This window comes from Lentzea sp. NPDC054927, assembly GCF_053610285.1.
This window is the reverse complement of the sequence record NZ_JBSGXZ010000022.1, coordinates 1-18326: the sequence shown is the minus strand read 5'-3', so window position 1 is coordinate 18326 and position 18326 is coordinate 1. Positions and strand designations below refer to the sequence as shown.

At 68.6% G+C, this 18326-nt stretch carries 20 protein-coding genes; 14 read left to right on the top strand and 6 right to left on the bottom strand.

Annotated features, from left to right (window positions below; all coding sequences use genetic code 11):
* Positions 1 to 67: 67 nt before the first annotated feature.
* Positions 68 to 589 carry a hypothetical protein gene (locus ACWGE0_RS26260; protein WP_452263550.1) on the top strand — a complete coding sequence of 174 codons (522 nt, stop codon included), beginning with the start codon at positions 68 to 70 and terminating at the stop codon, positions 587 to 589.
* A gap of 12 nt (positions 590 to 601) precedes the next feature.
* Here ACWGE0_RS26260 and ACWGE0_RS26255 read toward each other — a convergent pair whose 3' ends face one another.
* Positions 602 to 934, bottom strand: a complete 333-nt coding sequence (locus tag ACWGE0_RS26255) for a hypothetical protein (protein WP_452263549.1) — start codon at positions 932 to 934, stop codon at positions 602 to 604.
* A 356-nt stretch (positions 935 to 1290) separates the two neighbouring features.
* Here ACWGE0_RS26255 and ACWGE0_RS26250 point away from each other — a divergent pair, with 356 nt between their 5' ends.
* From ACWGE0_RS26250 to ACWGE0_RS26195, 12 genes are all read left to right on the top strand, one after another.
* Positions 1291 to 1569, top strand: coding sequence for a hypothetical protein (locus ACWGE0_RS26250; protein ID WP_170176263.1), 279 nt, complete (start codon positions 1291 to 1293; stop codon positions 1567 to 1569).
* 3 nt (positions 1570 to 1572) lie between these two features.
* Entirely contained in the window at positions 1573 to 2043 is a 471-nt protein-coding gene (locus ACWGE0_RS26245; RefSeq protein ID WP_045313344.1) for a hypothetical protein, read from the top strand.
* Positions 2018 to 4876 carry an ATP-binding protein gene (locus ACWGE0_RS26240; protein WP_452263548.1) on the top strand — a complete coding sequence of 953 codons (2859 nt, stop codon included), beginning with the start codon at positions 2018 to 2020 and terminating at the stop codon, positions 4874 to 4876. Before ACWGE0_RS26245 ends, ACWGE0_RS26240 begins: the two co-directional genes overlap by 26 nt.
* Entirely contained in the window at positions 4873 to 6741 is a 1869-nt protein-coding gene (locus ACWGE0_RS26235; RefSeq protein ID WP_452263547.1) for a hypothetical protein, read from the top strand. The genes ACWGE0_RS26240 and ACWGE0_RS26235 overlap by 4 nt, the downstream gene beginning before the upstream one ends.
* Positions 6742 to 6753: 12 nt before the next feature.
* Positions 6754 to 7353: a hypothetical protein gene (locus ACWGE0_RS26230; RefSeq protein WP_452263546.1), complete on the top strand. Its 600-nt coding sequence runs from the start codon at positions 6754 to 6756 to the stop codon at positions 7351 to 7353.
* 2 nt (positions 7354 to 7355) lie between these two features.
* Positions 7356 to 8357, top strand: a complete 1002-nt coding sequence (locus tag ACWGE0_RS26225) for a C40 family peptidase (protein ID WP_452263545.1) — start codon at positions 7356 to 7358, stop codon at positions 8355 to 8357.
* A gap of 18 nt (positions 8358 to 8375) precedes the next feature.
* A complete protein-coding gene (locus ACWGE0_RS26220) occupies positions 8376 to 8849 on the top strand; it encodes a hypothetical protein (RefSeq protein WP_452263544.1) in 474 nt (157 codons plus the stop codon).
* On the top strand, positions 8846 to 9040 hold the full coding sequence (locus ACWGE0_RS26215) for a hypothetical protein (protein WP_319972007.1): 195 nt from the start codon (positions 8846 to 8848) through the stop codon (positions 9038 to 9040). The genes ACWGE0_RS26220 and ACWGE0_RS26215 overlap by 4 nt, the downstream gene beginning before the upstream one ends.
* Before the next feature lie 34 nt (positions 9041 to 9074).
* On the top strand, positions 9075 to 10472 hold the full coding sequence (locus tag ACWGE0_RS26210) for an RNB domain-containing ribonuclease (RefSeq protein WP_452263611.1): 1398 nt from the start codon (positions 9075 to 9077) through the stop codon (positions 10470 to 10472).
* A 61-nt stretch (positions 10473 to 10533) separates the two neighbouring features.
* On the top strand, positions 10534 to 11199 hold the full coding sequence (gene npdG / locus ACWGE0_RS26205) for an NADPH-dependent F420 reductase (protein WP_452263543.1): 666 nt from the start codon (positions 10534 to 10536) through the stop codon (positions 11197 to 11199).
* Entirely contained in the window at positions 11199 to 11960 is a 762-nt protein-coding gene (locus ACWGE0_RS26200; RefSeq protein WP_452263542.1) for a helical backbone metal receptor, read from the top strand. Before npdG ends, ACWGE0_RS26200 begins: the two co-directional genes overlap by 1 nt.
* 49 nt (positions 11961 to 12009) lie before the next feature.
* Positions 12010 to 12432 (top strand): RICIN domain-containing protein, encoded by a 423-nt coding sequence (locus tag ACWGE0_RS26195; protein ID WP_452263541.1) that lies wholly within the window; start codon positions 12010 to 12012, stop codon positions 12430 to 12432.
* Here ACWGE0_RS26195 and pip read toward each other — a convergent pair.
* Positions 12429 to 13370, bottom strand: coding sequence for a prolyl aminopeptidase (gene pip, locus ACWGE0_RS26190; RefSeq protein WP_452263540.1), 942 nt, complete (start codon positions 13368 to 13370; stop codon positions 12429 to 12431). The genes ACWGE0_RS26195 and pip overlap by 4 nt on opposite strands.
* An 18-nt stretch (positions 13371 to 13388) precedes the next feature.
* Between pip and ACWGE0_RS26185 the strand changes: the two genes are divergently transcribed.
* Entirely contained in the window at positions 13389 to 14246 is an 858-nt protein-coding gene (locus ACWGE0_RS26185) for a glutathione S-transferase family protein (RefSeq protein ID WP_452263539.1), read from the top strand.
* A gap of 18 nt (positions 14247 to 14264) precedes the next feature.
* On the opposite strand, the gene panB is transcribed toward ACWGE0_RS26185, so the two are convergent.
* The 4 genes from panB to ACWGE0_RS26165 form a co-directional block, all read right to left on the bottom strand.
* A complete protein-coding gene (gene panB / locus ACWGE0_RS26180; protein WP_452263538.1) occupies positions 14265 to 15119 on the bottom strand; it encodes a 3-methyl-2-oxobutanoate hydroxymethyltransferase in 855 nt (284 codons plus the stop codon).
* Between the two features lie 182 nt (positions 15120 to 15301).
* Positions 15302 to 16132: an alpha/beta fold hydrolase gene (locus ACWGE0_RS26175; protein WP_452263610.1), complete on the bottom strand. Its 831-nt coding sequence runs from the start codon at positions 16130 to 16132 to the stop codon at positions 15302 to 15304.
* Between the two features lie 15 nt (positions 16133 to 16147).
* The gene (locus tag ACWGE0_RS26170) at positions 16148 to 16795 is read right to left on the bottom strand and encodes a response regulator (RefSeq protein ID WP_452263609.1); all 648 of its coding nucleotides are present in this window, start codon (positions 16793 to 16795) and stop codon (positions 16148 to 16150) included.
* 2 nt (positions 16796 to 16797) lie between these two features.
* Complete coding sequence (locus ACWGE0_RS26165) at positions 16798 to 17988, bottom strand: sensor histidine kinase (RefSeq protein WP_452263537.1); 1191 nt, start codon at positions 17986 to 17988, stop codon at positions 16798 to 16800.
* Positions 17989 to 18326: the final 338 nt, after the last annotated feature.

The following is an 18326-nucleotide window of genomic DNA, read 5'->3' as shown; positions in this document are numbered from 1 at the left end:
ATGTCGAGCTAGGGGCATGACGACTGAGGGCTCCGGCACGGCTGACGGCAGAGCGGATCTGGACTCAGTGTTCAGCGACTCGAAGTTCGTCGCAGATGTCCTGCTGGCCGAGTACAAGTCGCTGCGAGACGAGATCCTGAAGAAGATGGATCACAGGACTTCGCTGGTCGTCTGCTCGGTGACGGTCAGCTCTGCGGTGCTGGGCTTCGGGATCGACCGGAAGAGCGGAGCCCTTCTCCTCGTCTCTCCGCTGGTCTCGCTGTTGCTCGGCACGCTGATTCTCTTCCACAGTGTGCAGATCGGGGAGGCTTCGGCACACCTGCGCGCGCAGTTCGAGAAACCGCTGCTGGAGAGGTTCGGCGGATACGTCGGATGGCACCTTTACAAGGTTGCTCCCAAGCACCGCTTCCACCGGCGGATCCTCCCGTTGCACCTTTCCCTCATCTTGATCGCGATCGCGCCGGCGCTGGTCGCGATCCCACTGGCATTGGCGAACGCCAACTGGGTTGTTCGGGTGATCCTTGCTGTAGATCTCGCTCTGCTCGCGATCTACGCCATTCAGTTCGTCAGATACCGATCCTTCGTATAGCCACCGAGGCGTTCAGCGGTTGGCCGGGCGCCCCGAAGGCATCCTCAACACCGGACGGAACGGCTGACCCCCGTTGTAGAGCTCCTCCAACTCCGTCACATAAGCGAGCACCGCCGGATTCACGATGTCGGCCAGCGACCGCACCCCGGCCTGAGGCTCGTACGACGCCAGGTACGTCGCCGCCGCACGCGCGCGCTCCAGTACGGACCGGTCGAAGTTGATCGTCCGCTGGACCCGGCGCGTGGATTGAGGAGGCTCCCCGGTAGGCTCGATCACGCCTGGAGCACTAGGGGAGGCTGTGATTCCGTCCACACTTCCGTCCGGCACGAGGTCAGGTTCGAGCATGGGCGAATCTCCTCGGAGTCGTCGCTTCGGAGCGCACCCGCAGTGCCAGTCAAAGGGGTCGCGAACCGGCCGATCAGGGCGTTCACATGAGTGGACACGTGCGCGTGTTTAGAGCGCACGCACTGTGTGTGACCAGGGCGTTCGCAGTCGGGTGAACCTTGCCAGCGACGGAGAGAATCTTGGTCCTGGTGTTCCCCACTGACGTCTCCTCAGTGATGATGTGTCGGCCAGATTAGACGTAATTCCTCCCAGGGGGAACGGCCAGATGATCTACACCCCGCCCCAACAGCTTCACACGTCGTGACGAACTCGTGTTCTACTCGTAGCGCAAGCCCGAGCGCACTCTGGAGTACCAAATGACCGCCATGGACCTGGTGACACTTGCTCAGCAGCAACCGACGGTGCCGGGCACAAGCAACGTCCGTGACTGGATCCTGAACAACATCGTTCCGCTGCTCCTGCTCACCGTCGCGCTCCTCCTTCTCTGGCTGGGAGGTGGCAAAGGTGACAACGCGGGTGTCATGCGCCGCCTCGGTGGTGTGATCGTCGCGCTGGCCATCATCGGCCTCGCGGTCACGACCGACGCGGGGGCGAACATCGGCAAGTGGCTCGCCGGCCTCTTTGTCGGAGGCTGATCCGTGCGGGTCCGCACTGACGACGAGGTCTACCGGGTCGACGCCGTCTGGCTCGGCCCGCCCAAAGCGACCTTTCCCTGGCGCGCGCGATACGTCGCGTGGGGCGTCGGGATCGTCGTTTTCCTCGTCGTACTCACGATCGAGCGGCAGATGGGCGTCGGGTTCGGGTTCTTCTCGACCGCGTGGGCCCTCGTCGCGACGATCATCCTCACTCGCTTCATCACCCAGCGGATCAGCCATGAACGGCCGCTCACGGCCGTCATGTCGATGTGGGTCCGCGAGCTCACCGCACCTCGAGAGCGCACGGCGAGTACCGGCGGAGCGGCCAGTGCCGCCCGGATCCGGGTCAGTCCGCAGCGGCCTCGTCCCAAGTTGAGCAAGAAACAACGGGCGAGACAGCAGGCCCAGCACCGCCGGACGTCAGCCAGCCGTAAGAAGGAGGTTCGCGGTGTTCGGACGCCGGCGAGACCGTGACCGTCGCTCCGCCCAGCACATCGCCCAGCACGCCGCCGCGGACCCGCGCGAGCGCGAGAGGGCGGCGTACTCCCAGCGCGGCCGTCGCCTGCCCGGCGAGCAGGCCGTGCCCAGCTACACCCCGTCGATCGCCGCGCGCAGCATCGACGGCCACCTGCTGCGCACCGGCCAGGAGGTCTACGCCTGGTACCGGCTCGCGCCGCAACGCTGGTCGTTCCGCAGCGACTCGCAGCGCCAGGACCTGATCGCCGCGATCGCCGGCCAGTACGCCGAGCTGCAGGGCCGCTGGATGCACCTGCGGGTCACCACGCGGCCGTACCCGATCCGCATGTGGGCAGAGGCGCACGTGCACAACGCCGTCAAGCGCCTGCCGGACACCCCCGGCACGCTGTCGTTCGACGACTACATGATCGGCGAGCAGCAGCAGCTGATGGGCCGCTCGATGGCGGAGAAAGAGGTCTACCTGGGCGTCCAGGTGCAGACCCGCAACATGATGGACCGCGCCGTCGAACGCGCCGCTCCGGTGCTGCGCAAGGTCTTCCCGGACGCCGTCGACGCCGAACTGGTGGCGCTCGACTCCGAGGTCGAGCACCTCGACCAGGTCATCGGTTCCGCGGGTCTCGAAGGCCGTCCCGCGACGGCCGAGGAGATGTCCTGGCTGATGCACAGGTCGTGCTCGCTGGGCCTGCCCGCGCCGCGCAACCTGCCCGCCGTGCCCGGTGCCGCGTGGGAACCGGAGGACCTGGCGTCGTTCACCGACGCCGCGGACTTCCACCAGGAGCCCTACTCGCCGACGGTGACCGTGCGCGGCCGCACCGGCTCGAACGCGGGCATCAAACGGCACGTCTGCGTGCTCACCGTCGGGCTGATGCACGGCCTGCAGATCCCCGAGGTCGACGACCCGTGGGTGCAGCGCGCCGACCGGCTGCCGGCCTCCGTGGAGTGGTCCGCCCGCATCTACGTGCGCAAGCCCGAGGAGGTCTCGGGTGAGCTGTCGCGGCAGATGAGCAAGGTGCGCTCGCAGGTCCGCCACTACACCGACGAACACGAGATCGAACCGCCGCAGTCGCTGGCCCGCCAGGCCGGTCGCGTGCTGGAGATCGACGACGAGATGACGTCGGGCTTCACCGCGCTCGGCACCCGGGTGCGCTCGTGGTGGCGCCTGGCCGTCTCCGGCCCGACCGAGCGCGAGGCTCTCCGGCTCGCCCAGTCGCTGCTGGAGCTGTACAAGCCGAAGGTCTCGATCGACCACCCCGAGGCCCAGTACGCGATCGCCCGCGAGTTCATCCCCGGCGAACCGCTGTCGAACGGCGCGTACCTGCGTCGCGGCAGCGTGTTGTGGGCCGCGTCCGCTGTCCCGACCGCGACGGCCGAGGTCGGTGACCGCCGCGGGATCCTGCTCGGCGAGACCGTCACGGCCACCCGCCGCCCGGTCGCGTGGGACCCGTGGATGGCGCAGGAACTCCGGGACGCCTCCGGTCTGACGGCGATGGTCGCGGGCCTGGGTGCCGGTAAGTCGTTCCTCGGCGGCGGCATGGTCTACAAGACGCTGCGAGCCGGCGCGCACTGGACGTTGCTCGACCCGTCCGGACCGCTCTCCGCCCTGTGCGACCTGCCGGAGCTGCGGCCGTACGCGCGGCCGATCAACCTGCTCAACGCCCAGCCCGGCATCCTCAACCCGTACCGGGTGGTCGCCGAGCCGATGATCGAGCACTTCCTCGACGAGGACGACCCGGAACGCGCCTGGCGCCGGGAGAAGGCACTGGCCGCGGCGACCCGCCGTCGTCTGGTGCTGGACGTGCTCACGGGTCTGCTGCCGTACGAGGTCGCCCGCCTGCCCCAAACGCGCATCGTGTTGCTGCGTGCGGTCCGCACGGTCGGTGGCCGCTTCGACGCCCACCCCGGTCTCGTCTTCGAGGCGCTGCGCCGGGACGCGTCCGAGCACCACGAGCACGCCGTCGTCGTCGCGGACTTCCTCGACGAGATGCGCGAGCGCATGTCGTTGCTGATCCCCGAGGAGAACGACGACCCGTACAACGAGGTGCGCGACGACCGCCTCACCGTCCTGACGATGGCGGGCCTGAACCTGCCCAAGGACGGCGTCGGCCGCGAGCACTGGACGGACGCCGAGTCGCTCGGCGTCGAGATGCTGAACCTCGCCGCGTGGCTCACCCAGCGCTCGATCTACGAAAAGCCGAAGGACCAGCGCAAGGGCGTCTGGATCGACGAGGCGTTCTTCCTCTCGGAGGTCCCGACCGGTCGCGTGCTGATGAACCGCTTCGCGCGTGACTCGCGAAAGTGGAACGTCCGCGTGCTGCTCTCGTCGCAGATCCCCGCCGACTTCCTGAAGATCCAGGGCTTCGTGACGCTGCTCGACTCGGTCTTCGTCGGCCGGCTCGACGACGACTCGGCGCAGGCGGACGCGTTGCGGCTGCTCAAGGTTCCGATCGGGGCCGGGTACGAGCAGGTCATCGCGTCGCTCGGCCGCCGCCCCGGTGGCGACCGCAACGCGACCGAACGCGACCGCGCGCCGCGGCAGTTCATCTTCGGCGACGGTGCCGGTGGCGTGGAGCGGATCCGCATCGACTTCAGCGGCCCGCACCTCGAGCACCTGCGCAACGCGCTCGACACGACGCCGGACGCCAAGCGCGGCAACCCCAACGGTGAGCTCGTGCCGACCGACGAGAACTCGGTTGCCCAGCCGCCCGCCTACGTGCCCGACGAGATGGACGACGAACTGGCGGCGGACATGGAACTAGGACTGACGGAGGAAGAGGCCCACCTGGTGGGCCACGGTGACGGCCCCAACCGCCACCGGGACGGCGCCGCATGACGGCGCTGACGATCGTGCTCGCGATCGCCGCCTTGCTCTGGGCGAGGCGGCGGTTCGCGCTGCGCACGTCAGCCCGATCGCGCTCCGTGCTCGCGGTCTCGGTCATCCTCGCGCTGCAGGTGGTGATCGGCGCTCCCTCGGCGAACGCCCAGGCCTGTGGTGACCCGCCGAACCCCGAACGTCCCGGCGCGGGCATGGTCGGCGCGCTCGACCCGCCCGTCGGCAACGGCCTGCCGGGCTCGCCGTACCTCGAATACGGCTACGCGGGCATGGTCTGGCACTACTACCAGGCCAGCTGCACCATCCCGAACGCCAGCGCCACGCTTGACACGTGGGCGGGCAACGAGCTCTTCAGCATCGGCAAGAACATCGTCGGTGCCACGAACGCGTTGCACTACACGGTGATGGGCCGCGGTCTGCTCGTCCCGCTGGACGACGCCGTGAAGAACGGCGTGCAGAAGGTCTACGACAACGTCTACCTGCGCTGGTTCGGACTGGTCGCGCTGATACTCGCGATCATGATGTTCCGGCAGATCTGGACGGGCGACTTCGCCACGATCTCCAGACGCGGGCTCTGGGCGCTGGCGGCGATGTGGCTGGCAACGTCCACATTGGCCTTGCCGCAGTTCTACAACCTCCTCGACAACACGCTGGTCTCCAAGACGTCGGAGATACAGGCGGGGTTCATCGAGGCCCCTGAAGAACAAGGCACACTTCACGTACTACCGACGAAACTGCACGACGCGGTCGTCTACCAGAGCTGGCTGCGCGGTGCGTTCGGCACGCCGGAAGCACCGCAGGCAACCGAGTTCGGCCCGCGCATCCTCAAGGCCCAGGCCTGGACGACGGCGGAGATCGCCGAGCACAAGGACGCGGACCAGGCGGCGCTGACGGCGAAGAAGGCCGAGTGGAAGGCGCTGGAAGGTCAGCTCGGCACCTCGAAGGGCTACTTCGACGGCACCGACGGCAGCCGCACCGGCGCGGGTTTCCTGGCGTTGCTGCAGTCCATCGCGTTCTCGCTGTTCCAGCTGTTCGCCAAGGCCGCGGTCCTGCTCGCGCAGCTGCTGCTGCGCATCCTCACGCTCGCCGGACCGCTCATCGGCCTGGTCGCGCTGATCCACCACGACCTGCTGCGCAAGGTCGCGCGGGCGGCCGCCGTGACGGTGTTCAACGTGCTGGTGCTCGCGGTTCTCGCGGGTGTCCACGCGTTGCTGCTGCAGGCGATCTTCAACGCGACCGGGCTTTCGTTGCTCACCAGGACGTTGCTCGGCCTGATGCTGACACTCGTGTGCTTCGTCATCGGCAAACCGTTGCGCCGCATGTGGCAGATGGTCGAGATGTCGGTCGGCTCCGCGGGCAACGTGCTGCCGATGAGCGGCGGCGTCCTGTCGAAGATGATGGGCAGGAAGAAGCAGACCGGCCCCACCCCGCAGGACGAGTTCTGGGATTCCGTGCGGGAGAACGACAACGACGGCGAACAGGTGCCGCAGCGCGGCCGCGGCCGGGTGCGCCCGGAGGCCTCCAGTCCGGTCATGGCCACGGCTCAGCGGCTCGACCGCGACTCCCAGCCCGGTCAGATCGTCAGCGGTGGCGACGGCTACGGCGTGCGCGCGGGTGCGCTGCCCTCGGGATCGGGCCCTGCGGCGTTGCCGGTCGCCCGGTCGCGTGTCGTGGACAGCCCGCCCGTCACGGATCGGCAGTGGGACCGGGTCGACGACTCGGTGCTCGTGCCGTCGCGGACCAGCTCCAACGGTTATCAGAGCCCGGTGCAGGAACCGCGCAGGGCCGAGACGGAAGTGGTGGCAGGACGCCCGGTGCACGTGATCTACCGACCGTCACGCGGTTTCGAAGTCAGGGACAACTGAAGGGAGGCGTAGGTGCCGATCCGAACGAACCGCGGCCGTGCCGCGGTCTACCGCAGGCTGTGGGGATGGCCGCTGCGCTCCCCGCGGCACCTCGCCGCGTCGATCATCATCTTCGTGGTGCTGGTCGTCGCGCTCGGCGTGGTCATCCCGAAGGTGCTCGACCGCAAGCCTGCCGATCCGACGGCCGCCGGCCAGCCCTCGACGTCGGCGGAGGGGACTCAGGTGGGGCAGCTGCCGACCAGCGGCGTCTCGCTGCCGACCAAGCAGCCGCCGCCCACGAACGCCGCCTCGGCCGCACCGCCCGCGGCTGACGCGCAGCTCGTCGCGGAGCTGTGGGCGGAGAACTGGATCAAGCCGCCGCCGGACAACGACGTCACCAAGTGGCTCGCGGAGCTCCGTCCGTACACGACGGAGGAGTTCCTCGCGCAGATGGCGACGATCGACCCCAAGAACGTGCCGGACAAGATCACCGAGAAGGTGGCGCCGAAGCGGTCGACCGTGTCGTCGGCGGACTTCCAGGTGGGAACCGACGTCGGCAAGGTCACCATCACGTTGATCAAGCTCTCGCCCAGCAACGAGTGGCGGGTCAACGGCTACACGAAGGTGGACTGACCATGCGATGGATGCTGCTGGTCGGTGCGCTCGGCATGGTGGTCGTGATCGCGGTGGCGACCTCCGGCGTGACCCAGGTGGTCAGCAACTCCACGAACCCCGCTGCCGGGGCGAACTACCTGAAGATGAGCTGCAACGCGTCCATCGGGCCGTGGGACGCGGGTGGCGGCGACAAGGGCCGCCACGACGCCTCGCGCCTCAACGACGAGCAGCGCAACATCGTGGCCCGCATCATCTCCATCGGCCAGGAGCGCAAGCTGCCGCCGCTCGCGTGGCAGGTCGCGATCCAGGCAGGCATGACCGAGTCGGGCCTGCGTCCGCTGAACTACGGCGACCGCGACTCGCTCGGGATCTTCCAGATGCGCCCGTCGATGGGCTGGGGATCACCCGCCCAGGTCACCGACCCGACGTACGCGATCAACAAGTTCTACGACGTGCTGCTGAAGGTGCCGGACTGGGAGAACAAGCGGCCGGGCGACTCCGCGCAGGCGGTGGAGCGGTCGGCGTTCCCGGACCGCTACCACAACTGGGAGTCCATGGCGGCGTTCCTGCTGGGCGAGCTGGGTCAGATCACCGACCCGGCCGGCTGCGGCTCTGGCGCGGGCCAGTTCCTGCTGGCGTCGAACGCGGCGGGCGTCGCGATCCAGTTCACCAGGGAACAGCTGGGCGAGCCGTACCTGTGGGGCGGCAACGGCCCGGACGCGTGGGACTGCTCCGGCATCCTCGTGAAGGCGTTCGGGGCGGCCGGCGTGAAGATCCCGCGCGTGGCGAACGACCAGTACGAAAAGGGCGGCGCTCACTTGCCGGTGCGCGACGCCCAGGCAGGCGACCTGCTCTTCTGGGCCTACAACACGGCTGATCCGCGCTCGGTCCACCACGTCGGCATGTACCTCGGCAACGACGAGTACATCCATGCCCCCCAGACGGGTGACGTCGTGAAGATCAGCAAGATCAACTGGAATTATCAAGAGTTGATGCCGCTGGCCGTCCGGCCGGGCGTGTAGATCGCGGGGAGGCGCTGCATGTTCAACCACGACCCCATCCCGAGGCCTTCCGGACCGCCCGCGTCGAGCACACCAGTGCGTGACTACATGGCGGCTGGAGCTCCGGGTGTGTCCGCTGACTACGTGGTGATCCCACGTGCGCTGGCAGAAGCCATGCCGCTGCCGTGGCAGCAGCACCTGACGCACCTGATGGCCGAGTTCCACCGCACCTACGGCCACCTCAAGTGGCCGGTCTACCGGGTGGTGCCGTCGCGCTACGAGAAACTCGCCGACCTCGACGAGGAACAACTGGCCGAGGTCGGCGCCATCATGGAGATCGACAGCGACGGCTCGCTGGTCTACCGCGACCGTTCCGGCCGGAAGATCGAGAACGCCGAGGACCGCACAGTTCTGGTCTCGTGTTTGGATCCGATCCCTTCGGAGTACGCCAACGCCAACCAGTCGACGCCGCCGCGGGGATTCCCGGCGCCTTTGGGAGGCGAACGAGTATGAGCGACAGCAGTGGTTGGTACTACTGCCTGACTCACCAGACGGTGGAACAGGGCAAGGGCTGCAAGGGGCCCGACCGCATGGGTCCCTACCCGGACGAGGCCACCGCGGCCAACGCCCTGGAGATCGCCCGCGAACGAACCCGCGCGGCCGACGAGTCGGACAAGAAGTGGCGCGGCGACGACGAGGACTGAGTAGCTGAGTCCTTAGTCTGTGCGGGTGGCTTCCATGGTGATCCGCACGGGCCGTGCCGACCTGGCTTTCGACGGCGTGCGTGCCGAGTTCGGACTGCGGTCCGCGTTCCCCGCCGCCGTGCTGGCCGAGGCTGAGGCGGCGGTCTCCCGTTCGTTCGGAGACCGCCCCGACCTCACCTCCATCCCGCTGGTGACGATCGACCCGCCCGGCGCGAAGGACCTGGACCAGGCGCTGTGCGTCCTTCGTTCGGGTGACGGCTTCGTCGTGCACTACGCGATCGCCGACCTCGGTGCGTTCGTGACGCCGGACGGAGCTCTGGACGCCGAGGTCCGGCAGCGCGGCCAGACCATCTACCTGCCCGACGGCAACGTGCCGCTGCACCCGACCGCGCTGTCCGAGGGCGCCGCCTCGCTGCTGCCGGGCGTCGTGCGGCCCTCCGTGCTGTGGACGTTCACCTGCTCGGCCGACGGCGTGCCCGTCTCGGTCGAGGTGAAGCGTGCCCTGGTGCGCTCCCAGGCCCAGTTCGACTACGCCTCGGTGCAGGAGACCTTCGACGCCGGCAACCCGCACCCGTCCGTCGCCGCCCTGGCCGAGTTCGGCCCGCTGCGCCGCGCCCTGGCCCGCGAGCGCGGCGCGATCGAACTCCAGCTGCCCGAGCAGGAGATCGAGTCCAACGGCTCCGGCTGGAAGCTCGTCACCCGCCCGCGCGCCCAGGTCGACGCGTGGAACGCCGAGATCTCGCTGATGACCGGCATGGCGGCCGCGTCGATCATGCTGGAGGCCCGCTGCGGCATCCTCCGCACGCTGCCGAACCCGGACGCCGACGCGGTGACGTCGCTGCGGAAGTCCGCCGCGGCCCTGAAGGTGGCGTGGCCCGCCGACGTGTCGCCCGGTGCCTTCCTGGCCGGGCTGGACGCTTCGACGCCCGAGGCGTTGGCGCTGTTCACCGACGCCACACGGTTGTTGCGCGGCGCGGGCTACTCGGCGTTCAACGGCACGGTGCCCGAGGTGACCACTCACGCAGGCGTTGCCGCGCCCTACACACACGTGACCGCACCGCTGCGCCGCCTGGTGGACCGCTTCGCCACCGAGGCCTGCCTGGCGGTCACGGCCGGCGAGGAGCTGCCGGCCTGGCTGGCCGAGGCGCTGCCGCAGCTGCCGTCGCTGATGGGCGCCTCGGACTCGCTGGCCTCCAAGGTCGACCGCGCGGCACTGGACCAGGTCGAGGCCTGGGTGCTGGCCGGACGCGTCGGGCAGGAGTTCGAGGCCGTCGTGCTGCGCGCCAGCGATCAGGAGGCCGAGGTGTTCGTCGCGGACCCGCCGGTGCTGGCCAAATGCGCCGGCAAACGCTTGCCGGAAGGCGAGCGGATTCGCGTCCGGCTGGAAGAAGCCGACCCGGCACAGCGTCGGGTTCGGTTCACGGCGGTCTGAGCATCGAGCGCATGGTCACGTTGCACAGCCCGCTCCCAGGCGTCCGTGTGAAGATGCACGGGTGACAGACATTCGTGACCTCACCGTCGGCGTCCTGGGCGGCACCGGAGCCCAGGGCAAGGGCCTCGCGATCCGCTGGGCCACGGCGGGACTCAAGGTGATCATCGGTTCCCGCAGCGCCGAGCGGGCCGAGCTGGCGGCCAAGGAGATCGTCGAGGTCGCCGGCGGCGACGTGCGGGGTGCGGACAACTCCGACTGCGCGGCCGACTCGGACATCGTGCTCGTCGCGGTGCCGTGGGACGGGCACGGGGATCTTCTGCAGAGCCTGCGGGACCAGCTGGCCGGGAAGATCGTCATCGACTGCGTCAACCCGCTCGGCTTCGACAAGCAGGGGCCGTTCGCGCTGCCGGTCACCGAGGGCAGCGCGGCCCAGCAGGCCGAGATCCTGTTGCCGGAGTCCAAGGTCACGGCCGCGTTCCACCACGTGTCCGCGGTGCTGCTCGCCGACCTCGCCGTGTCCGAAGTGGACATGGACGTGCTCGTGCTGGGCGACGACCGCGAGGCCACCGACACCGTGCGCGAGCTGGCCGAGCTGGTGCCGGGCTTCCGCGGCGTCTACGGCGGACGGCTGCGCAACGCCCACCAGGTCGAGGCGTTCACCGCGAACCTCATCGCGATCAACCGCCGCTACAAGACCCACGCCGGCCTGAAGATCACGGGAGTCTGATGCTTCCCGTCGACGACCTCGGTGAACCGGTGGCGGTGGACCAGCCCCAGCGCGTGGTCAGTCTGGTGCCGTCGATCACCGAGGCCGTCGCGGTCAGCGTGCCCGCCTCTCTGGTGGGCGCCACGGACTACTGCACGCATCCGTCCGATTTGGACGTTGAGCGCGTCGGCGGCTCGAAGTACCCGGACGTCGACAAGGTCCTGGGTCTGCACCCCGACCTGGTCATCGCGAACTCCGAGGAGAACCGAGCAGAGGACGTGGACAGGTTGCGCGCCAACGGCATCCAGGTCTGGGTGACCGAGGCGCCCGCCACGGTGCCGATGGCGCTCAAGTCCCTCCGCCGGTTCTTCGCCATGGCCTGGGACCTCGAACCCGACTGGCTCACCCAGGCCGAAGACCTGTGGCGCGAGACGAAACCGCAGAGGCTCACCGCGCTGATCCCGGTCTGGCGCCGCCCGTGGGTCGTCGTCGGCCGCGATACATTCGCAACGGATGTGTTGCGGCGCTTGGGAATCGAGAACGTCTACGCCCAGGACGCCGAACGCTACCCGCGCCCCACCCTGCAGGAGCTGAACGACAAGCGCCCTGACCTGGTGATCCTGCCCGACGAGCCGTACGTGTTCACCCACGACGACGGCCCGGAAAGCTTCCCGGGACTGCCGTACGCGCTGGTCAACGGCCGGCACCTCACCTGGTACGGCCCGTCCCTGGTCGAAGCGAGGGCAAGCCTGGAACGAGCCCTCGACTACGGCCAGGGTTGACAACCACAGGTGGATTCGCGAAACCGGGCGCGCTGCCAAGATCGCCGCCATGGGGAAACTAGCCGCGATCATCGCGACCGCCGCCGCCGTCACGACCCTGACCGCCGTCCCGGCCTCGGCCGAGCCGGTCGTCATCTACCAGCTGTCCGGCACCAGCCGCTGTCTCGCCGACACCGGCACCAACGTGGTTCTGAGGCCCTGCAGCCGGACGTCCGACGAGCAGCGCTGGATCGTCCCGATCACCGACGTGGACTGGCCGCACAACATCGCCACCGGCAAGTGCCTCGGCGCCACCGCCGCCGGTGACGTCCTCGGTCAGTCCTGCAGCGCCGGCACCACCCGCTGGCGTCGCGAGCCGGCCACCAGCACGCCCTTCCGGTTCCGCAACGCGGCCACAGGCAAGTGCCTGACCGCGTCGGTGACCGTCACCACCTGCACCACGTCGAGCGCCAAGTGGGTCGGCCTCCGCTAGTCCCGGAACCGGTCCGTCGCCTCCAGCAGTGCCGCCAGGATGCCGGGCTCGTCGTAGGCGTGCCCGGCGTCCGGCACCAGCACCAGTTCCGAACCAGGCCAGGCCTTGTGCAGGTCCCACGCCGACACCGCGGGCGTCGCGATGTCGTACCGCCCCTGCACGATCACGCCGGGAATGCCGTCCAACCGCGCAGCGTCCCGGATCAGCTGCCCCTCCTCGAACCACCCGCCGTGCACGAAGTAGTGGTTCTCGATCCGGGCGAACGCCAGCGCGTACGACGGCTCGGCGAACTCCGCCACCAGCTCCGGCCGCGGCAGCAACGTCACCGTCGCGCCTTCCCACGTGCTCCACGCGACGGCCGCGGGCCCGTGCACGGCGGGATCCGGCGAGGCGAGCAGCTTCGCGTACAGCTCGACGGGATCGCCGGACATCCCCTCCAGCGGCGCCATGAACTTCTCCCACAGGTCGGGGAAGAGCTGCGCCGCCCCGCCGCGGTAGTACCAGTCCACTTCGGACGAACGCAGCGTGAAGATCCCGCGCAGCACCAGCTCGGAGACCCGCGAAGGGTGCTTCTCGGCGTAGGCCAGCGCCAGCGTCGAGCCCCAGGAGCCGCCGAACACCTGCCACCGTTCGATCCCCAGCGTCGTCCGCAGCAGCTCCATGTCGGCGACGAGGTGCCAGGTCGTGTTCAACGACAGGTCGTCCGACGTCGAGGCGTGCGGCTGCGAACGCCCACACCCGCGCTGGTCGAACAGCACGATCCGGTAGGCGGCGGGGTCGAACAGGCGGCGGTGCGACGGCGAGCAGCCACCGCCGGGGCCGCCGTGCAGGAACACGACGGGCTTGCCGTCCGGGTTTCCGCACTCCTCCCAGTACACGAGGTTGCCGTCACCGGTGTCCAGGTGGCCTGACGCGTGGGGCTCGATCTCCGGGTACATGGGCCTATCGTCGGACACATGGCGCAGTTCACGAAGGAGACATCGACCACGGGGGCGTTCGTCCGGCAGCCGAACCGCTTCACCGCCCGCCCGGAGCCGGAGCCCGGCCGCTACCGGCTCGTCGTCAGCCTCGCCTGCCCATGGGCGCACCGCGCGGTCATCGTCCGCAAGCTGCTGAACCTCGAAGACGCCATCTCACTGGCGATCGTCGACCCGATCCGGGACGAGAGGGGCTGGCGGTTCGCGGAGACGGACCCGGTCCTCGGCATCGACTTCCTCAGCCAGGCGTACCGCAACGCCGATCCGGACTACGACGGCCGCGTCACCGTGCCGGCGATCGTGGACACCACCACCGGCGAGGTCGTCACCAACGACTACCCGCAGATCACGCTGGACTTCAGCCTGCTCTGGCGCCCGGAGAGCACCCTCTACCCGGAACATCTGCGCGAAGAGATCGACGCCTGGATCGAACCGATCTTCCACAACGTCAACAACGGCGTCTACAAGGCCGGTTTCGCCACGTCACAAGAGGCCTACGAAGAGGCGTACACCAACCTGTTCGCCGAACTCGACCGCATCGAGAAGCACCTCGACACCCACAGCCACCTGGTCGGCGACCAGCTCACCGAGGCCGACATCAGGCTCTGGACCACGCTCGTGAGGTTCGACGCCGTCTACCACGGCCACTTCAAGTGCAACCGCAACAAGCTGACCGAGATGCCGAACCTCTGGGCGTACGCGAAACGGCTGTACGCGCAGTTCGGCGACACGGTGAACTGGGACCACATCAAGCGCCACTACTACGTGACGCACCACCAGATCAATCCGACCGGCATCGTGCCGGCGGGCCCAGACCCGGAGGCCTGGACCCGCTAGGACGAACGACCAGAACGATCAGTGGAAGGTGTGCTCGGGGCCGGGGAACTGGTGCCCGCGCACCTCGTTGGCGAACTCGGTGGCCGCGCCGAGCATGACGTCGCCGATGTTGGCGTAGCGCTTGACGAACCGCGGTGCCTTGCCCCGGTTCAGGCCCATCATGTCCTGCCAGACGAGCACCTGGGCGTCGGTGTCGGGACCGGCACCGATACCGACGGTCGGGATGACCAGGTCGTGCGTGATCTGCTTGGCGACCTCGGCGGTCACCATCTCCAGCACGACCGCGAACGCGCCCGCCTCCTGCACCGCCAGCGCGTCCTGGACCACGGCGTCGTGGCCCTCGTGACGACCCTGCACGCGGTAGCCGCCCAGCTGGTGCTCGGACTGCGGGGTGAAGCCGATGTGCGCCATGACCGGGATGCCCGCGGCGGTGATCGCGCGGATGTGGGGCGCGAAGTAGGCGCCACCCTCCAGCTTGACCGCGTGCGCCTTGCCTTCCTTCATGAACCGCACCGCCGTCGTGACAGCCTGCTCGACGGACACCTGGTAGGAGCCGAACGGCAAGTCAGCGACCACGAGAGAGCGCTTGACCGAACGCGTCACGGCGCTCACGAGCGGTACGAGCTCGTCCACCGTGACCGGCAGCGAGGTGTCGTGCCCGAAAACGGTGTTCGAGGCGGAGTCACCAACCAGGAGAACGGGGATGCCCGCCTCGTCGAAGATCTGGGCGGTGTAAGTGTCGTACGCGGTGAGCATGGGCCACGGCTCGCCGCGTTCCTTCATGTCACGCAGGTGATGAACGCGGACGCGCTTCGCAGGAGCCTTCTGACCAGCTCCGTTGCCGTACGGCGCGGAAACTTCGGCATTGGTCATCGTCGACCGTTCCTTTCCTCGAGGCCTGCCTTCGCAGGTCCCCGGGCGCTTTGTGCACGGTTGCCGAACACCAGAGTGGCACCGTTGGCCAGAAACGGAATGCAGATGCGGTTACCGTCACACGCGTGGCAGCACGAATCACCGAACTGGTACTCGACTGCACCGATCCCGAACGTCTTGCCTCAGCGGTCGGGTAGACCCTTCAGTACCTCCCGGACGGCCATCACCACGGCGTCCGGCCGGTCCATCTGAATCATGTGACGACTACCGGGCACCGGCACGTTGCGCCCCCACGGCACGAGGGCGGCCAACGACCGGTGTTCCGGCCACACCTTGCGTCCGGCCGTGAGCACCAACCACGGCACACGCGGCAGCTCACGACGCTTGCGCAGGCGTTCCAGCGTGGCCAACTGGCCGGGGTACGACGCGAGCTCCCACAGCGCCGCCCGCCCCACCCCGGGCCGCCGGTAGACCAGTTCGACCAGGTCAGCGGGTGCGGGATCGGTGACGCCGAGCGTCGACACCGCGGTCAGCAGGTTGCGCACCGCGTGCCCGTACCGCCGGGAGATCCGCGCACCGAGCCAGCGGCTGCCGAACGCCCGCATGCCCTGCGCGAGCAACGCCGCCGGGTCGAACGGAGCTCCCGCACCCGGCGTCTCGGCGTCCGGATCGAGCAGCACGACCCCGTCGACCCGGTGCGGCCGAAGTCTGGCGTAGGCCTCGACGTGCATGGACGCCATCGAGTGCCCGACCAGGACCGCCCGCGGGACCCCGCGCAGCACCGCGTCCAGCACGGCGACCTCCCGCGCCAGGGACGGCCCGCGCCGGGCAGGACCGCTCATCCCGAGCCCCGGCCGGTCGAACACGATCACCCGTGCGAGTGGTTCGAGCAGCCGCACGGTCCGGTCCCAGTCGAACCAGGCCCCACCCAGCCCCGAGCTGAGCACGACGACCGGCTGGTCATCACGCCCGGAGGAGGTGACGTGCACCCGTCCTGCCGAGGTGGGGATCATGGTCCGCACGGGTGCTCAGCGTTCCAGGTAGGCGAGCACGGCCTGGACCCTGCGGTCGCCGGCGCCGTCCTCGGAGTTCAGTCCGAGCTTGAGGAACACGTTGCCCACGTGCTTGTGCACGGCGCCCGCGCTGATGACGAGCTGGTCGCCGATGGCGGCGTTCGACAGGCCCTGCGCCATCAGACCGAGCACCTCGCGCTCACGGGGTGACAGCACGCCGAGCGCGTCGTCCGCCCTGCGCCGCACCAGCAACTGCGACACGACCTCTGGGTCGAGCGCCGTGCCGCCCTGCGCCACGCGGTGCAGCGAGTCGAGGAAGTCCGCGACCTTGCCGACGCGTTCCTTGAGGAGGTAACCGACACCGCCGTTGGTGCCGGCGAGCAGTTCGTGCGCGTAGCTCTGCTCGACCCACGCGCTGAGAACGAGCACGGCCAGCTTCGGGTGCCGCCGTCGTGCTTCAACGGCTGCTTTGAGGCCTTCGTCGGTGAATGTAGGTGGCATCCGCACGTCGACCACGGCGATGTCCGGCTCGTGCTCGGCCACGGCGTCGAGGAAGTCGGTCGGGTTGTCGGTCGCGGCCGCCACTTCGAGGCCTTCGTTGCGCAACAACAACGTCAGCCCCTCGCGGAGCAGTGCGTCGTCTTCGGCGATCACGATGCGCATGGTCACTTCCCCATTGGTAGCACGACGGTGAGCACGGTCGGGCCACCCTCAGGGCTGCTGATGGCCGCGGTGCCGTCCAATGCCGCCACCCTGCCGCGAATGCCGTCCAATCCCGTTCCCTGCTTCTCGTCGGCGCCACCCTTGCCGTCGTCGTGGACCACGACGGTGAGGTGGTTGTCGTTCGTTTCCAGACTTACTTTTGCGTGCCGTGCCCCGCTGTGTTTGGCCACGTTCGTGAGGGCTTCCGCCACGGCGAAGTACGCCGCTGCTTCCACTGCTGCCGGGAGTCGGCCGAGGTGGTCGGCCTGGAGGATGCACGGTACTGGGCACCTTGCGGCCAGGGCCTGGATCGCGCCGTCGAGGCCCAGGTCTTCCAGCACTGGTGGGTGGATGCTGCGGACCACGTTGCGGAGTTCTTCCAGAGCGTCGCCTGCTGCGTCTTGGGCTCGCAGGAGGGCTTGCAGGGCGTTGTCCGGGTTCTGTTTGAGGGTTCGTTCGGCGATGCCAAGCATCATGACCACGCCTACCAGCTTGTTCTGGGTGCCGTCGTGGAGGTTTCGCTCGATTCGGCGGAGTTCGGCGCCGTGGGCTTGGAGGGCGGCGGCTCTCGTGGCCACTACCTCGGCCAGGCGTTTCTCCAGTGAGGCTTTGGGTGGGGACAGGAGTTTGTGGGCCCAGGTTGCGTCGATGGCTGCCAGGCGGGGGAGTTGGAGGACGATCAGGGTCAGGACGATGGCGATCGGGACGCTTAGGAAAGCTGTGGGCCAGGAGTCGACGTGGACGCCGAAGGAGTTCTCCATCCCGCCTGGGACTGTCCACCAGAGCAGGAGGGCTATCGGTTGCTGGACCAGGGCGCCGGGGATGCCGATGGCTATTGCGCCGAAGAGGGTGCCGAAGAGGGCGTGGATGATGAGCCACAGGCCGTCGCGGCGGCTGTCCGGGTCGGCCAGGACTCGTTGGGCTCGGTGTAGCCATGGGCCGTCTAGGGGTTCTGGGGATGGGATTTGGACGGCGGTGAACCTGGCTAGGCGTTGGCGGTCCAGGTCGACGATGCGGCGGATGGCAGGGGCTGTGATGGGGAGCAGCGGCAGGATCACGATGGACAGCAGGAGGATTCCCACTGCTAGCCACGAGGCGATCGCGGTCAGGAGGCCGGTCGCCAGGTAGACCAGCGCTGCCCAGATCCGTTTCATGGTGAGAAAAGTAGCTGGTGGGGGTGGGGGTGCGCGGTGGAGCAGGCTCTACTCCTGATTTCGCGGCAGCTTCACGACGCGAGTTTTGAGGGTGGTCACCTTGCGGGCGGCGAGTTTGCGTTGAGTGCTTTCCCTGGGGGCGCTGCCCCCAGACCCCCGGCAATCTGATCGGGGGATACCTCGCCACGCGCGGGTTGATGGCACGCCTGTTGCGTTGGGCGGCTGCCGGTTGCGTAGGTGGTTGCGTTGGCGGTGGGGTCCCGTCACGAGTCGCACTGGGAGCTAGCCACCCACGAGGAGGGGTGTCAACTCGACGAAAAGCGTGTCGAGTTGACACC

Coding starts and splice junctions, on each gene's coding strand:
- ACWGE0_RS26255 (WP_452263549.1), bottom strand. CDS start 934: ATGCTCGAACCTGACCTCGTGCCGGACGGAAGTGTGGACGGAATCACA.
- ACWGE0_RS26250 (WP_170176263.1), top strand. CDS start 1,291: ATGACCGCCATGGACCTGGTGACACTTGCTCAGCAGCAACCGACGGTG.
- ACWGE0_RS26235 (WP_452263547.1), top strand. CDS start 4,873: ATGACGGCGCTGACGATCGTGCTCGCGATCGCCGCCTTGCTCTGGGCG.
- ACWGE0_RS26225 (WP_452263545.1), top strand. CDS start 7,356: ATGCGATGGATGCTGCTGGTCGGTGCGCTCGGCATGGTGGTCGTGATC.
- ACWGE0_RS26220 (WP_452263544.1), top strand. CDS start 8,376: ATGTTCAACCACGACCCCATCCCGAGGCCTTCCGGACCGCCCGCGTCG.
- ACWGE0_RS26215 (WP_319972007.1), top strand. CDS start 8,846: ATGAGCGACAGCAGTGGTTGGTACTACTGCCTGACTCACCAGACGGTG.
- ACWGE0_RS26210 (WP_452263611.1), top strand. CDS start 9,075: ATGGTGATCCGCACGGGCCGTGCCGACCTGGCTTTCGACGGCGTGCGT.
- ACWGE0_RS26200 (WP_452263542.1), top strand. CDS start 11,199: ATGCTTCCCGTCGACGACCTCGGTGAACCGGTGGCGGTGGACCAGCCC.
- ACWGE0_RS26195 (WP_452263541.1), top strand. CDS start 12,010: ATGGGGAAACTAGCCGCGATCATCGCGACCGCCGCCGCCGTCACGACC.
- pip (WP_452263540.1), bottom strand. CDS start 13,370: ATGTACCCGGAGATCGAGCCCCACGCGTCAGGCCACCTGGACACCGGT.
- ACWGE0_RS26185 (WP_452263539.1), top strand. CDS start 13,389: ATGGCGCAGTTCACGAAGGAGACATCGACCACGGGGGCGTTCGTCCGG.
- panB (WP_452263538.1), bottom strand. CDS start 15,119: ATGACCAATGCCGAAGTTTCCGCGCCGTACGGCAACGGAGCTGGTCAG.
- ACWGE0_RS26175 (WP_452263610.1), bottom strand. CDS start 16,132: ATGATCCCCACCTCGGCAGGACGGGTGCACGTCACCTCCTCCGGGCGT.
- ACWGE0_RS26170 (WP_452263609.1), bottom strand. CDS start 16,795: ATGCGCATCGTGATCGCCGAAGACGACGCACTGCTCCGCGAGGGGCTG.
- ACWGE0_RS26165 (WP_452263537.1), bottom strand. CDS start 17,988: ATGAAACGGATCTGGGCAGCGCTGGTCTACCTGGCGACCGGCCTCCTG.